Source organism: Pseudoxanthomonas sp. X-1, from assembly GCF_020042665.1.
GTDB classification, from domain to species: domain Bacteria; phylum Pseudomonadota; class Gammaproteobacteria; order Xanthomonadales; family Xanthomonadaceae; genus Pseudoxanthomonas_A; species Pseudoxanthomonas_A spadix_A.
In genome coordinates this window covers 395,901-410,777 of the sequence record NZ_CP083376.1, presented here as the reverse complement: position 1 = coordinate 410,777, position 14,877 = coordinate 395,901, and the positions used below count along the sequence as shown (strand labels likewise).

Annotated in this window: 13 protein-coding genes; 8 read left to right on the top strand and 5 right to left on the bottom strand. The window is 70.5% G+C overall.

Translation table 11 applies throughout. The features are described 5' to 3' along the window. Positions 1-214: 214 nt before the first annotated feature. A complete protein-coding gene (locus LAJ50_RS01785) occupies positions 215-775 on the bottom strand; it encodes a DUF924 family protein (protein WP_138652660.1) in 561 nt (186 codons plus the stop codon). A gap of 329 nt (positions 776-1,104) precedes the next feature. Between LAJ50_RS01785 and LAJ50_RS01780 the strand changes: the two genes are divergently transcribed. Together LAJ50_RS01780 and LAJ50_RS01775 are read left to right on the top strand one after the other, a co-directional pair. Then, positions 1,105-2,049, top strand: a complete 945-nt coding sequence (locus LAJ50_RS01780; RefSeq protein ID WP_130551107.1) for a DegV family protein — start codon at positions 1,105-1,107, stop codon at positions 2,047-2,049. Between the two features lie 64 nt (positions 2,050-2,113). Continuing rightward, positions 2,114-2,449: a hypothetical protein gene (locus LAJ50_RS01775; RefSeq protein WP_130551108.1), complete on the top strand. Its 336-nt coding sequence runs from the start codon at positions 2,114-2,116 to the stop codon at positions 2,447-2,449. 220 nt (positions 2,450-2,669) lie between these two features. On the opposite strand, the gene LAJ50_RS01770 is transcribed toward LAJ50_RS01775, so the two are convergent. Then, positions 2,670-3,587: a DMT family transporter gene (locus tag LAJ50_RS01770; RefSeq protein ID WP_130551109.1), complete on the bottom strand. Its 918-nt coding sequence runs from the start codon at positions 3,585-3,587 to the stop codon at positions 2,670-2,672. 102 nt (positions 3,588-3,689) lie between these two features. On the opposite strand from LAJ50_RS01770, the gene LAJ50_RS01765 reads away from it, so the two are divergent. From LAJ50_RS01765 to LAJ50_RS01755, 3 genes are all read left to right on the top strand, one after another. Next, positions 3,690-5,105: a PLP-dependent aminotransferase family protein gene (locus LAJ50_RS01765; RefSeq protein ID WP_130551110.1), complete on the top strand. Its 1,416-nt coding sequence runs from the start codon at positions 3,690-3,692 to the stop codon at positions 5,103-5,105. Between the two features lie 346 nt (positions 5,106-5,451). Continuing rightward, the gene (gene cfa / locus LAJ50_RS01760) at positions 5,452-6,597 is read left to right on the top strand and encodes a cyclopropane fatty acyl phospholipid synthase (protein ID WP_138652662.1); all 1,146 of its coding nucleotides are present in this window, start codon (positions 5,452-5,454) and stop codon (positions 6,595-6,597) included. Between the two features lie 189 nt (positions 6,598-6,786). Further along, complete coding sequence (locus LAJ50_RS01755) at positions 6,787-7,962, top strand: arabinose transporter (protein WP_138652664.1); 1,176 nt, start codon at positions 6,787-6,789, stop codon at positions 7,960-7,962. Between the two features lie 22 nt (positions 7,963-7,984). Here LAJ50_RS01755 and fghA read toward each other — a convergent pair whose 3' ends face one another. From fghA to LAJ50_RS01740, 3 genes are read right to left on the bottom strand one after another with little or no spacing between them, the layout of a single operon-like run. Then, positions 7,985-8,818 (bottom strand): S-formylglutathione hydrolase, encoded by an 834-nt coding sequence (gene fghA / locus LAJ50_RS01750; protein WP_138652666.1) that lies wholly within the window; start codon positions 8,816-8,818, stop codon positions 7,985-7,987. A 10-nt stretch (positions 8,819-8,828) separates the two neighbouring features. Then, the gene (locus tag LAJ50_RS01745) at positions 8,829-9,938 is read right to left on the bottom strand and encodes an S-(hydroxymethyl)glutathione dehydrogenase/class III alcohol dehydrogenase (protein WP_138652668.1); all 1,110 of its coding nucleotides are present in this window, start codon (positions 9,936-9,938) and stop codon (positions 8,829-8,831) included. A 54-nt stretch (positions 9,939-9,992) separates the two neighbouring features. Next, positions 9,993-10,268 carry a metal/formaldehyde-sensitive transcriptional repressor gene (locus LAJ50_RS01740; RefSeq protein ID WP_138652670.1) on the bottom strand — a complete coding sequence of 92 codons (276 nt, stop codon included), beginning with the start codon at positions 10,266-10,268 and terminating at the stop codon, positions 9,993-9,995. A gap of 293 nt (positions 10,269-10,561) precedes the next feature. Between LAJ50_RS01740 and LAJ50_RS01735 the strand changes: the two genes are divergently transcribed. The 3 genes from LAJ50_RS01735 (at position 10,562) to LAJ50_RS01725 (ending at position 14,860) form a co-directional block, all read left to right on the top strand. Then, entirely contained in the window at positions 10,562-11,275 is a 714-nt protein-coding gene (locus tag LAJ50_RS01735; protein WP_130521739.1) for a response regulator, read from the top strand. After that, entirely contained in the window at positions 11,272-12,807 is a 1,536-nt protein-coding gene (locus tag LAJ50_RS01730) for an ATP-binding protein (RefSeq protein WP_138652672.1), read from the top strand. The genes LAJ50_RS01735 and LAJ50_RS01730 overlap by 4 nt, the downstream gene beginning before the upstream one ends. A 343-nt stretch (positions 12,808-13,150) precedes the next feature. Beyond that, positions 13,151-14,860, top strand: coding sequence for a hypothetical protein (locus LAJ50_RS01725; RefSeq protein ID WP_138652674.1), 1,710 nt, complete (start codon positions 13,151-13,153; stop codon positions 14,858-14,860). Positions 14,861-14,877: the final 17 nt, after the last annotated feature.

Below are 14,877 nucleotides of genomic sequence, written 5' to 3'. Positions count from 1 at the left end.
ACGCCCCGCCTGGGGCGTGTTGTCCTTTGGGTGATTGAAGTTGGATAAGCGGCCTTTCTGGCCATCCCTGCGTGTGGAGCCGCCATGGCGGCGATGAGGCTTTCCCTGCACTGCTTCATCAGAGATTCTTGGCTTGGACGGCTAGGGCTTGAACAGCCATCGGGACAGCGCCATCGCCGCCCGGCGGCTCCCACCGCGCCTTGCCACCGGACAGCTAGAAGCCGCCGCCCGCGTCCAGCCAGGCCTGCTCCTCGGGGGTGCTGGTGCGGCCCAGCGCGGCATTGCGATGCGGGAACCGGCCGAAGCGCGCGATCACGGCCTGATGCTGCCGCGCGAACGCCAGGTGCTGGCCATCGCCCAGCGACTCGAACAGCGCCACCGCGCGCGCTTGCAGCGCGGCATCCTCGGCATGGTTGAAGGGCAGATAGAAGAACGGCCGCAGCGCCGGCTCGGTGGCCTGATCATGGCCGGCGTCCAGGGCACGCGCGGCGTAGGCCAGCGCCAGGCCATCGGTGGCAAAGGCGTGGCCGCTGTCGCGCCAGGCGTTGCGCGGGAACTGGTCCAGCAGGACCAGCAGCGCCAACGCGCCTTCGGCGCTGTGCAGCCAGTCCTGGTGCTCGCCGCGGGCGGCGGCATGGTGGTCGGCGAGGAACTGGGTGCGGAAGTTGGCGTCGAACGATTCGTTCTTCGCGAACCAGCGCTCCGGCCCCGCCTGGCGCCAGAACTCGACCACCTCCTGCTGCCGGCTCGGCTTGGGCTTGCGCTTTACCGCCATGCCATGCGCCTCGCGCCTACGCCGCCTGCCTGGTTGCGCCTGGACATGCCGCCTGCCCCTGGGGTGGATGGACCGGCGAGCATAAGCAGATGGAATGAACGAGGCGTGCAAGCGGGTGCGGGCGCGCTGGCGGATGACAAGGCGGTCATGCGGCGCGGGGCGGCGATCGCGTGCGACAACTGCGAAATCCTCAGCATTTTCGCCGTGACCGAATCGTCCACAATGCGCCCCGGGAGAGGGCGTCGTCAGGCATCGGCCATGACGCGCCGCAACATCAAGACGAGACGGGCCGACCAGGCCCGCGCCATCATCTGGAAGGGGAAAGACCCATGCGGATCGGGATCGTGGTGGACTCGGCGTGCGACCTGCCTGCCGACTTCATTCGCCAGCACAACCTCATCGTCCTGCCGATCACCGTGCGCATCGGCGACGCCGTGCTGGCCGACCATCGTGACGAGGAGGCCACGCTGGCGTTCCTGCGTGCGCACGTGGCCGAGCGTGGCCACGAAGCGGAGACCACGCCGTTCTCGGTGGCGCAGATCCGCGACCTGTTCCTGCAGCAGCTGGTGATCGACTACGACCACGTGTTCTGCCTGACCATCTCGCGCCAGCGCAGCCAGATCCACGACAACGCGATGCAGGCGAGCTTCGCGATCCTCAACGACTACAAGGCCATCCGCCACGCGGCCGGGCATACCTCGCCCTTCGCGCTGCGCGTGATCGACACGCTCAACGTGTTCGCCGGCCAGGGCGTCGCCGCGATCGAGGCCGTGCGCCTGCGCGAGGCGGGCGAAGGGGTCGCCAGGATCCGCACCACGCTGGAGGCGCTGGCCGAGAACACCTACGGCTACATGATCCCGCGCGACCTCTACTACCTGCGCGCCCGCGCCCGCACCAAGGGCGACCGCAGCGTGGGCCTGCTCAGCGCGGCGCTGGGCAGCGCGCTGGACATCAAGCCGGTGCTGCGCGCCTATCGTGGCGTGACCGAGCCGGTGGCCAAGCTCAAGGGCTTCGAACCCTCGGCGCAGAAGCTGTTCGAGTTCACCGGGCAGAAGGTGCGCGAGGGCCTGCTGACACCGGTGGTCAACCTGGGCTACGGCGGCGAGCTGGCCGAACTGCACGCCCTGCCCGGCTACGCGCGGCTGCGCGAGACCTGCGCGGAACACGGCGTCCAGCTGTACGAATCGGTGATGAGCCTGACCGGCATGGTCAATGTGGGCAAGGGCGCGCTGGGCGTGGGCTTCGCCGCGCCGCCGCACACCTTCGCGGCCTGAACACGGGGCGCTGACGCGCGCCCGCCTAGGCTTGCGCCTCAACGCCACCGTGGAGGGACCACCCATGACGACCTACTACATCGCCCTGCCAGACCCCGACAAGGCACGCGGGCCCGAGCCGGATTTCAGCTTCACCTCCAGCAGCGCCGAAGGCTATGCGCAGCAGCTGCAGGATGCGCTGCGCACCGACGTCCTGTTCGCCCGCTGGCGCAACGCGCAGGACGAGCCGGACCAGGTGCCGCCCTCGCTGGGTGCGGTCGATCCGGCCGCGCACGTGCGCGGCAAGATCGACGATCTGCATATCGATCTGGTGGTGGACACCAGCCTGCCCAGCGAAGTCCTCAAGCACCGCCTGGGCCTGCTGGCCGGCAGCGGCTGGCGCCTGCACGACGTGCGCTGACGGCGCAACGCCAGGGCTGCGAAAGGCCGCGCCATGCGCGGCCTTTCTTTGTGAGGCGGGCGCCACTGGCACCGCCAACGAGAAGCCGTCGTTCCCGCGAACGCGGGAACCCAGTGCCTTTGAAGCTTCAGGCGGAAGGCGCTGGAGCGTCCGTCATGCGTCTGCCGAAAAGCACTTCCCGCGTCCGCGGGAACGACGGTCGAAGCATTTCGGACGGTGTTTAGTGGACCGCATCCAGAGGCGCCGCGCGCCGCGACGGCAGCCGCCACTTCAGGTTGACGCCCAGCGTGCCGAGGATGATCAGCGCCACGCCGAGCAGCTGCACGGCATCCAGGCGATGCCCGTAGAGCGCGTAGTCCAGCACCAGCGTCACCAGCGGATAGACGAAGGCGATCACCGCGATGGTCGCCACCGACAGGTGCCGGTAGGCCGAATAGAACAGCACGTAGACGATGCCGCTGTGGATCACGCCGAGGCCGACCAGCCAGGCCCAGTGCGTGCCGAAGTGCAGTACGGTGCCGGAGGAGAAGCCGGCCAGCATCACCGAGCCGACGCAGCACTGCACGGTGACCACCGCGAACGGCCGCTGGCGCCCGACGCTGCGTGACATCAGCAGCGACGCGCCGCACAGCACCGCGCCCAACAGGGTCAGCCCGATGCCGGTCAGGTATCCGGCATCGACATGCTGCAACAGCCGCAGTGGATCGGCCGAGCAGACCACGCCGACGAACGCCAATGCGGTCCAGCCCCAGTCCGCCGGCCGCGTGCGTTCGCCCAGCAACAGGGCAGCCAGGATCAGCATCACGAACGGGAAGAAGTGATAGACCAGCGTGGCCACGCCGATCGACGAGCGCGCCATGCCGGCGAACAGCGCCACCCAGTTGAGCACCAGCAGCACCCCGGAGACCACCGCGCCGCGCAGCAGCGCGCGGTCGCGCAGCACGCCGCGCAGGTGACCGCGCGCCAGGCCCCAGGCCAGCAGGAACAGCGCGCCGAACAGACAGCGGTAGAACACGGCCGTCACCGGGTCCTGCCCGCTCTCGTGCACGAACACGCCGACCGAGCCGATCAGCACCTCGGCGATCAGCAGCTGCCACAGCGCGGTACGCGATGCGGCGGGAGGAGAGGCAGGCGACATGACGGCGGCTTCGCGGCAGGAGGAGAAGGGACAGGCTAGGCCGGCCGCGCACGGCAATACAGATTCAGATAACCTCGAAGTTGACCAGTACAGATGCCGCCCATGCTGCTCTACGAAACCATCGCCGACGGCCTGCGCCGGCAGATCGCCCAGGGCACGCTGCGCGCGGGGGAACGCCTGCCGTCGGTGCGGCAGCTCGCCCAGGCGCACCAGATCAGCGCGGCCACTGCCGTCCAGGCCTGCCTGCAGCTGGAGCGCGAAGGCCTGGTGCAGGCGCGCCCGCGTTCGGGCTATTTCGTCCATGCCGCGCCCTCCGTCCTTCCCGCGCTGCCGACGCCGCGCCGGCGCGCGCCGGGCGAGGTGGCGAACCCGGCGCTCCAGCGGCTGCTGGAACTCCCGCAGCGCCCTGGACTGTTCCCCTTGCACGCGGCGGTGGCCGACCCTTCCCTGCTGCCGCAGGCGGCCCTGAGCGCCGCCCTCGCCCGCACCACGCGGCGGCGGCCCGCGGCGGCGCTGGAGTACGCCCCGCCCCAGGGTGACCCGGCGCTGCGCCGGCAGATCGCGCTGCGCTATGAGCAGACCGGCACGCCGATGCAGGCCGATGAGGTCGTGGTGACCGCCGGGGCGACCGAGGCGCTCAGCCTGGCCCTGCGCGTGGCCACCTCGCCCGGCGACGTGGTCCTGGTCGAGACGCCGACCTACTACGGCATCCTGCAGACGGTTGCCGCACTGGGACTGAAGGTGCTGGAAGTACCCAACCGGCTCGGCCAGGGCATCGATGTGGCGCGGCTGGACCGCCTGTTGCAGCAGACCGCGGTGCGCGCGGCGATCCTGGTGCCCAACTTCAGCAACCCCAGCGGCAGCCTGACCTGCGATGCCGACAAGCAGGCGCTGCTGGCCAGCTGCGCGCGGCACGGCACCGTGGTGATCGAGGACGACGTGTACGGCGAGCTGGCGTGGTCGGGCCAGCGCCCGCTGCCGCTGCGCCACTGGGACACGGGCGGCAACGTCATCACCTGCGGCTCGTTCTCCAAGACGCTGGCGCCGGGGCTGCGCGTGGGCTGGCTGGCCGGCGCCGCCTGGACCGAGGCGCTGGGCCGGGCCAAGTACTTTTCCAGCTCCAGCAATGCCAGCCTGCCGCAGCTGGCGGTGGCCGACTACCTGGCGCGCCACGGGCTGGAACGCCACCTGCGGCGCCTGCGGCGCGCCGTGGCCGATAACGGCCAGCGCATGCGCGATGCCGTGGCCCGCCACTGGCCCGCCGGCACGCGCTGCAGCGCGCCGGCCGGCGGGCTGTCGCTGTGGCTGCAGCTGCCCGCCGGCGGCGACGGCCTGGCGCTGTTCGATGCTGCATTGGCTGCGGGCATCGGCGTCTCACCGGGCGTGCTGTTCTCCAGCCGCGGCGACTACGGCGACTGCGTGCGCCTGAGCTGCGGCATGCCATGGGATGCGCGCCTGGATCAGGCGATGCGCCAGCTCGGCAAGCTGGCGGCCAGGCAGAGCGGATCGGCGCGTTGAAACAGGGGGCCGCAAGGCGTTCCTCCCCCAGATCGGTCGCAACGCGAACGCATGGAGCCACGCGGGACCCCGAACGCTGGGTCCTCGCACACACCCGACGGCAGCCCGCCCCCCGGAACGCAGCGTTGAACCGGCCGCGCCGAACTGTCCACGACATGACCACGCCGTCAGGCGCAAGCTAGGCGTTCCTGACGCGACGCGCGCGCCGGGCGCCGGCGCTGCCGGCGCCTGCGCCCGCCACCGCGCCATTCGGTCCGTGTCCTGACGACGCGGGATCGCCAGGGCCCCGCGGCCCGACGTCCACGCCTGCCACGCGCGAACCCGAAGTTTCCGTGGAGATGCGTGCATGCTCACCTTCGATAGCGGTCAGGCCCCCGTCCAGCGCCACGACGCGCTCTACGACAAGCTGGCCGCGCTGCTGCAAGCGGCGGACGTCAGGCTGGATGGCCATCGCCCCTGGGACCTGCGCCTGCTGCATCCCGACGTGCCGGCGCGCGTATTCGCCCAGGGCAACCTGGGCCTGGGCGAGGCCTACATGGACGGGCACTGGGAATGCGACCGGCTGGACGAACTCTTCCACCGCGTGCTGCGCGCCGACCTGCCCCGCCAGGTCCGGCCGCTGCAGCTGCTGGGCCATCACCTGCGTGCCCGTCTGATCAACCTGCAGACCGCGCGTCGCGCCTGGCACGTCGGCGAGGCGCACTACGACCTGGGCAACGACTTCTACGCGGCCATGCTCGATGCGCGCATGACCTACACCTGCGGCTACTGGGAGCACGCGCAGACGCTGGATGAGGCGCAAGAAGCCAAGCTGGATCTGGTCTGCCGCAAGCTGGGCCTGCAGCCGGGCATGCGCGTGCTCGACATCGGCTGCGGCTGGGGCAGCTTCATGGCCTATGCCGCGCGGCATTACGGCGTGGAATGCGTCGGGGTGACCATCTCGCGCGAGCAGGCGGCCTGGGTCCAGCAGCGCTATCCGGACCTGCCGATCGAAGTGCGGCTGCAGGACTATCGCGACCTGGACGGACGCTTCGACCGTATCGCCAGCATCGGCATGTTCGAGCATGTCGGCCACCGCAACTACGCCACCTTCATGGACGTGGCGGCGCGCTGCCTGGCGCCCGATGGCCTGTTCCTGCTGCACACCATCGGCAAGACCGTGGCCGGCGCGACCGATCCGTGGACGCATCGCTACATCTTCCCCAACGGCGAGATCCCGACGCTGCAGCAGATCGGCACCGCCTGCGAGGGGCGGTTCGTGATCGAGGACGTGCACAACTTCGGCGCCGATTACGACCGCACGCTGATGGCCTGGCACGCCAACTTCGCCCGCGCCTGGCCGCGGTTCGCCGAGGCGCTGGGCGAGCGCTTCGGTCGCATGTGGCGCTACTACCTGCTGTCCTGCGCCGGCGCCTTCCGCGCGCGCGACCTGCAGCTGTGGCAGCTGGTGCTGTCCGCGCGCGGCCTGGAGGGCGGCTACCGGCGGCCGTAGGCAGCCTTGTGCGTTGCCCAAGCCAGACGGGCTGCGCTAGGCTAGCGCGCGATTTTCGACAGGCTGACGCCTGCCGCGTAAGCGTTCACGTCAACCAACGCGCACCCCGTCCTTCTCTCCGGACGCAGGTCGCGCGCGGGTTCGTTCTCGGGCACGACCGGCCACCGGCTTACATCCCGAGACCTGTCCATGAATGCACTTCCTTCCGACCGCACGGCCACCTGGCGCCTGACACGCCTGTGCCTGGCGACCTTCATCGCCTATCTGAGCATCGCCGTCCCGCTGCCGGTGCTGCCGGTGTTCGTCCGCGACACGCTGCAGCAGTCCAACCTGGTGGTCGGCTGCGTGATCGGTGTGCAGTTCGTCGCCACCGTGCTGACGCGCGGCCTCGCCGGCCGCATCGCCGACACCCGCGGCCCGGCCCGGGCCATGCGCCGCGGTTGCGTGCTGCTGGCCGCGTCGGGCGCTACCTACCTGCTGGCCGCCGCGCTACCCGGCGCCGCCTTGTCCCTGCTGATCCTCGGCAGGCTGGCGACCGGCATGGGCGAGAGCCTGCTGGTCACCGGCATGCTGGCCTGGGGCATCGGCACGGTCGGCCAGCCGCGCGCCGGACGGGTCATGACCTGGGTCGGGCTGGCGATCTTCGCCTCGCTGGCCGTCGGCGCGCCGATCGGCGTGGCGATGGCGCAATCGTGGGGTTTCACCGCCGTGGCCAGCGCCTGCCTGCTGGTGCCGCTGCTGGCGTGGGCGATGACCGCCAGGGTGCCCGCGCCGCAGCCGGTCGCCGGCGCGCGCCTGCCGCTGCGCGACGTGCTGGGCCGCATCGCATTGCCGGCGGTGGGACTGGCGCTGCAGGGCGTGGGCTTCGCCTCCATCAGCACCTTCGCCGTGCTGTACTTCAATGACCAGCACTGGCGCGGGGCCGCGTGGGCGTTGAGCGCCTTCGGCGGCGGATTCGTCCTGTCGCGGCTGGTCCTGGCGCGCAGCATCGACCGCTTCGGCGGCGCGCGCGTGGCGGCGGTCTCGATGATTGGCGAGGGCGTCGGACTGGCACTGCTTGCGCTGGCGACCTCGCCTGCGCTCGCCTTGGCGGGCGCCTTCGTCGCCGGCATGGGCTGTTCGCTGGTGTTCCCGGCGCTGGGCGTGGTGGTGGTGCAGCGCGTGCCGGCGCAGATGCGCGCCACCGCGCTGGGCGGCTATGCGGCGTTCCAGGACATCGCCTATGCGATCACCGGGCCGCTGGCCGGCATCGTGGCCACGTACCTGGGCTATGCGGCGATCTTCGCGCTGGCCACATTGTCTGCGGCGTGCGGCGCGGGCGTGGCGATCGGCCTGGCCCTCCGCACGCGGAGGGCGCAGACCTGAGGCCGCGCGTGCTCGTGCGGCCTCAGGCGCGCAGCGCGGCGGCGTGGAAGGCGATGTGCTCGCCGATGAAGCTGGCCATGAAGTAGTAGCTGTGGTCGTAGCCGGGCTGCATCCGCAGCGTGATCGGGTAGCCGACCTCGGCCGCGGCCTGTGCGAACAGCTGCGGCTTGAGCTGGCCCTCCAGGAACTCGTCGGCATCACCCTGGTCGATCAGCAGCGGCAACCGCGGCGCCGAGCTCTTCACCAGCTCGGTGGCGTCGTAGGCCTTCCAAGCCTCGCGGTCATCGCCCAGGTAGGCGGCGAAGGCCTTCTGCCCCCATGGCACCTGCGTCGGCGCGACGATCGGCGAGAACGCCGACACGCTGCGATAGCGCTGCGGATTGCGCAGGGCGATCGCCAGCGCGCCGTGGCCGCCCATCGAATGCCCGAAGATCGAACGCGCGTCGCTCACGGGGAAGTTCGCCTCGATCAGCGCCGGCAACTCCTCCACGATGTAGTCGTCCATGCGGTAATGCGTCGCCCACGGCTGCTGGGTGGCGTTGACGTAGAAGCCCGCGCCCTTGCCCAGGTCGTAGCCCTCGGCATCGGCCACCTCGTCGCCGCGCGGACTGGTGTCCGGCGCGACGACGATCACCCCATGTTCGGCCGCGTAGCGCTGCGCGCCGGCCTTGGTGATGAAGTTCTGTTCGGTGCAGGTCAGGCCCGAGAGCCAGTACAGCACCGGCAGCTTCGCGCCGGCCTGCGCCCGCGGCGGCAGGTAGACGGCGAAGTTCATCTGGCAACCCAGCACCTGCGAACTGTGCCGGTAGACGTCCTGCCAGCCGCCGAAGCAGGCGCGGTGTTCGATGCGTTCCATGGCGGCGGCTTCAGTAATGGATGACCGAGCGGATCGACTTGCCTTCGTGCATCAGGTGGAAGGCCTCGTTGATGTCCTCCAGCGGCATGGTGTGGGTCACGAACGGGGCCAGCTGGATCTCGCCCTTCATCGCATCCTCGACCATGCCCGGCAGCTGCGTGCGGCCCTTGACCCCGCCGAAGGCGGTGCCCAGCCACTTGCGTCCGGTGACCAGCTGGAACGGCCGCGTGCTGATCTCCTGGCCCGCGCCGGCCACGCCGATGATCACGCTCTGGCCCCAGCCGCGGTGCGCGCATTCCAGCGCCGCGCGCATCACGTTGACGTTGCCGATGCACTCGAAGGAATGGTCCACGCCCCAGCCGGTCATCTCCACGATCACCTGCTGGATCGGCTTGTCGTAGTCCTTCGGGTTGACGCAGTCGGTGGCGCCGAACTCGCGCGCCAGTTCGAACTTGGACGGGTTGGTGTCCACCGCGATGATGCGACCGGCCTTGGCCTGGCGCGCGCCCTGGATGACCGCCAGGCCGATGCCGCCCAGCCCGAACACCGCGACCGAATCGCCCTCGGCCACCTTGGCCGTGTTGTGCACGGCGCCGATGCCGGTGGTGACACCGCAGCCGAGCAGGCACACATGCTCCGGGTTGGCCTCGGGGTTGACCTTGGCCAGCGAGACCTCGGCCACCACGGTGTACTCGCTGAAGGTCGAGCAACCCATGTAGTGATAGATCGGCTGCCCCTCGTAGCTGAAGCGGCTGGTGCCGTCGGGCATCACGCCCTTGCCCTGGGTGGCGCGCACGGACACGCACAGGTTGGTCTTGCCGCTCTTGCAGAACAGGCACTGGCCGCACTCGGCGGTGTACAGCGGGATCACGTGGTCGCCCGGCGCCACGCTGGTCACGCCCTCGCCGACCTCGACCACGATGCCGGCACCCTCGTGGCCCAGCACCGCCGGGAACAGGCCTTCCGGGTCATCGCCGCTCAGGGTGAAGGCATCGGTGTGGCACACGCCGGTGTGGGTGATCTTCACCAGCACCTCGCCGGCCTTGGGCGGGGCGACGTCGATCTCGACGATCTTCAGCGGCTGGCCGGGACCGAATGCGACGGCGGCACGGGATTTCATGGCGGAAGTCTCCTTAAGCACTAAGAAAAAAAAGCGGAGCGTGGCGCACCCGGTTTACTTGAGGTACGAGCGCACCAGGCCGGTCATCTCGGCCACGCGCGCCTCGCGCTGGGTGTCGTCACCGGCCGGCTGGCCGAAGGTCTCGCGGATGTGGGCCTCCATGACCTCGGACATCAGGCCGTTGACCGCGCCGCGGATGGCCGCGATCTGCTGCAGCACCGGGCCGCAGTCGGCGCCGGCTTCCAGCGCGCGCTCCAGCGCCTCGGTCTGGCCGCGGATGCGGCGCAGGCGGCTGAGCACACGCTTCTTTTCCGTCACCGAATGCGGCATGGCAGCCTCTCGCGGATACTGGGGGATAGTATCCAGACCCGCGCCCGATGCTGCAAGCCCGAGCTCGCGCACGACCCGCCATGTGCGCGACACATGCCGGGTGATGACAGCGCGGGAGGGCGGGCTTTCAAGGATCGCGGCAGGCCGAAAAACCCACCCGAAAGCCCGGACAGCGGGCGCTGCGCCACCGCCGGCTGAACGCAACCTGGGACGTGGCGGCGGATGGCACGACTGACAAACGCGACCTAAACTGGCGCAGTATTCAAGCGCTCATGAACGCCATCCTTGCCGATATGGACCCCGAATTCCGCATCCTGGTTGTCGACGACGATCCGGACCTGCGCCGTCTCACTGTCGATTTCCTGATCGGCCACGGTTATCTGGTGGACGAGGCCGACAGCGCCAAGGAGATGTGGGAGACGCTGGAATCCGGGCGCCCCGACCTGATCATCCTGGACGTGATGATGCCCGGCGAGGATGGCCTGAGCGTGGCGCGCCGGCTCAACACCGGCAACGGCCCGGCGGTGCTGATGCTCAGCGCGCTGGGCAACGACACCGACCGCATCGTCGGGCTGGAGGTCGGCGCCGACGACTACCTGGCCAAGCCCTGCAACCCGCGCGAACTGCTGGCCCGCGTCCGCGCCCTGCTGCGCCGGCAGAAGGCCTTCGGCTCGGCACCGGAAACGCGCGGCAGTCAGTACGAGTTCGGCGGCTGGCGCCTGGACGCGGTGCGCCGCGACCTGCGCGATCCCAGCGGCACCTACATCACCCTGTCCGACGGCGAGTTCTCGCTGCTGCGCACCTTCGTCGAACATCCCCAGCGCGTGCTCAGCCGCGACCAGCTGCTGGACATGGCGCGCGGCCGCGGCACCGAGGTGTTCGACCGCGCCATCGACAGCCAGGTCAGCCGCCTGCGTCGCAAGATCAACGGCCGCGGCCACGCCGAGCTGATCCGCACGGTGCGCAACGAAGGCTACATGCTGCTGCCGGCGGTCACGCGCCTGTGAGGTCAGCGGCCGGAGGCCGCTCCGGCCGCTCGATCTTTTCCCGGACCTTCCTGCTGCTTGCGGCAGCGCTGGTGCTGGCCCAGTGCATCGGCCTGGCGGTGCTGTTCCTGCGCACCCCCGTCTACAACCCGCCGGTGCAGCTGCCCGAGCTGGTCGCGCTGCTGTCCACGCGCATGCCGGCCAGCAGTCCCAACGTCTCGGTCACCGACGAGCGCGAGGCGCCGGCGCCTTCGGCCGGCATGAACCGCGAAGACCCCTTCATGCGCCGCGTGCTGGCGGGCTGGCTGCGCCAGGACCTGGGCCAGATCCGCGTCTATCGCCCGCACCACGACGTGGCCCGCGGCGAACAGGAGCGCTTGAACGACGGCATGGTGCCGCTGTCGATGGGCCAGGAGCCGGCGTGGATGCGCCGGCGCGGCGTGGCCACGATCCCGGGCATGACCGCCGGACCGTTCGTCGCCTCGCTGCCGCCGGAGGCCGTCTCCCAGGACGACATCGCGCCGGCGTCCGGCCAGCCCACCCAGAGCACGGGCCTGACGCGCGAGCGCGAAGGGCCGCTGGTGCTGCGCTTCGGCGCCGGGCTGGAGAACGGCTTCATCGCCGCGGCCCAGCAGGACGACGGCCACTGGCGCGTGGTGCGCTATGCCGGGCGCACCCTGTCCACCGCCTTCAAGCTGCAGCTGCTGGCGCTGTTCTCGCTGGGACTGCTGCTCATGCTGCCGCTGGCGTGGTGGTTCTCGCGCGCGTTGTCCAAGCCGATCCGCGACTTCGCCGCCGCGGCCGACCGCCTGGGCCGCGATCCGGACGCGCCCCCGCTGGAGCGGCGCGGCCCGGCCGAGATCCTGCAGGCCACCGATTCGTTCAACGCCATGCAGGCGCGCCTGAACCGCATGGTCGCCGAGCGCACGCACATGGTCGGCGCGATCGCGCACGACCTGCGCACGCCGCTGGCGCGCCTGGCCTTCCGCCTGGACGACATCGACTCGCCGCTGCGCGAACGCGCCGCGGCCGACATCGACGAGATGAAGCACATGATCACCGTCGCGCTGGAGTTCCTGCGCGACCAGTCCTTCCGCGGGCCGCGCGAACGGCTGGACTTCCGCGACCTGGTCGAGAGCGTGGTCGACGACGCGGCCGACATCGGCCAGGACGTGTCCCTGACGCCCGACAGCCAGAGCGTGATGATCGATGCCGATCCGCTGGCGCTGCGGCGGGTGGTCGGCAACCTGATCGGCAACGCAGTCAAGTACGGCACGCGCGCGCGGGTCAAGGTCCGCGCCATCGACGGCCACGCCCTGTTGGAGATCGAGGACGACGGGCCCGGGATCGACATGGAGCTGGGCGACAAGCTGTTCATGCCCTTCTTCCGCGGCGAGAACTCGCGCAACAAGGAAACCGGCGGCATCGGCCTGGGCCTGGCCGCCGCCCGCGCGATCGTGCTGCGCCATGGCGGCGAGATCGGCCTGGCCAACCTGGACCAGGGCGGCCTGCAGGCCTGGGTGACGCTGCCGCGTGCGCGCGACGACGCGTAGCGTGACGAGGGACGCGGCGGGCGTGCGGGGCCGCGCCCATCGTGCCGGCCTGGATGTCGAAGCGGCGGGCAGCGCCGATACAGCCTGACGCGTCGCGCCCGGGCGCCAGCGCGCTGATGCGCCCCTGAGCCCATCGTCGTTCCTGCGGAAGCGGGAACCCAGGGGCTTTCGCCATCGGTTCCAACGTCCAGGGATTCCCGCGCCCGCGGGAACGACGGATCCCGTTGGCGGAAACGAGGCACCTTCCCGTCGTCCGACGCCAGGGGTGGGAAGACGCCCCGATGTCCTGTCCCGGGCGGATCCTGCGCATTGCCAGGGAACCGTCCCGATCTGCGACAGCGCCATGTCCTTCGCTGCCCCGCCGCACCGACCGCTCCGGCAAGCGCTGCATGCGCTCGGCCTGCTGGCGCTGCTCCTGCTCCCGCTGGGGTGCGGCCGCGCGCCGGCGGACGGCAGGCAGGATGGAGCGCAGCCCAAGCCTGCCGCCAGGATCGACCAGGCGCAGCTGGATCGCCTCAAGGCCGAGGGACCGGTGGCCAACGCGCGCCGGGTGGCACCGATCGACTACGTGCTGCACTACCGGCTGATGCAGGCCACCGGCATGGTCGATGCGCTGGGCGGGCAGCCGCAGGCGCTGGAAGCCCTGCAGGCGCTGGGCCACGCCTACCAGCAGCGCGCCGAAGCGCTGGCCGCGCATCCACCGGGGCTGCAGCCGGTCGCCTTCACCGGAGAAGGCATGTCCTCCGGCTTCGTGGGATTGGGCATGGGCGTGTTCGGCGGCAGCCTGGTCAGCAGCATGTCCGCCGAACTGGTCAGTGGGACCTCCGACGAGCGCCTGGCCGAACTGGTCAAGGCGGGCCCCATCGAGCTGGGCAGGAACGACCAGGGCGGCATGGGGGTGACCGTGACCGACACGGCCGTCGAACAGACCATCGAGTACGCCGTGAACGAACACGGCGTCAGCGGCGCGCTGAAAGTGCGCACGCGCATGGACACCTGTCCGGACCGCGAGGGCAGGGTGAGCATGACCATGGACGTGGACTCGAAGATGGCGCTCACCGGCAAGCCGGACATCGGCGGCGCCGTCACCGCGCACTTCATCCTGGAACGCTGGCTGGACGACGATGCCCACCTGATCGACGCCCAGGACGGCGGCGCCACGCATCTGGACATCCGCATGAGCGGCAGCGAGCACGGCGCCACCCAGTCGGCCGACGTCAGTCTGGGCCTGGGACGCGACGGAAAGGAAACCTTCGCCAACCATGGTGAGCAGGGCTTCAGCCTCTTCCATCCGGAAGAGGTCGCACGGGCACAGGATCTGCTGCAGGGCGCACAGCTCTTCATGCACCTGATGTCTGAGATGGCGTTGCGCAGCGCGCCGTGGGAGTCCGGGCGCTGTGTGAAACTCGAGGTCACCAGCGACCCGGCCAAGCGCACCGGCGCGCGACCCAACACCGCCTACACCCTCAGGGCCATGCCACGCGCCAAGGCCGACGGCGCACCCGCGCGCGGCACCGTCGCCGCCACGCTGAGCGGTGGCAGCACGCTCAACCCCACCGGCAAGGTCAAGGCCGATGCGCAGTTCGACTATGCCAACCCGGACCAGCGCGACCAGCGCGCCAGCATCGTCTTCGAGGCCCGCAGCAAGCGCGGCGTGGGCAAGGCCACGCTGAACTTCGACACCCTGCAGGGCGGCTGGCGGATCACCATGCTGCCGGGCTGCCCCGCCATCCAGGGCGATGCGCGGGTCTGCGACCTGACCAAGCCGTTCGCGATCCGTGGCACCGGTGGCGACTGCAGCCGGGCGAATGTCTCGATGCAGTTCACGCCCACCGACGACCGCCACGGCCGCTATCGCTGGCTGACGACCATCGGCCCGATCAAGGCCGACTACGGCGGCAGCTACACCATCGAAACCGAAGGCGATACCGCGGTGATCCAGACCCAGGCCGCCGGCTGCGCCACCGGCCCGGGCGGCAAGGCCTGTGGCGGCGCCAGCCCCGGCATCCCGATGGTGCGCGAACCGCAATGCGCCGCCGCTTCGAGCGGTTGAACAGGCCGTGCCCACGC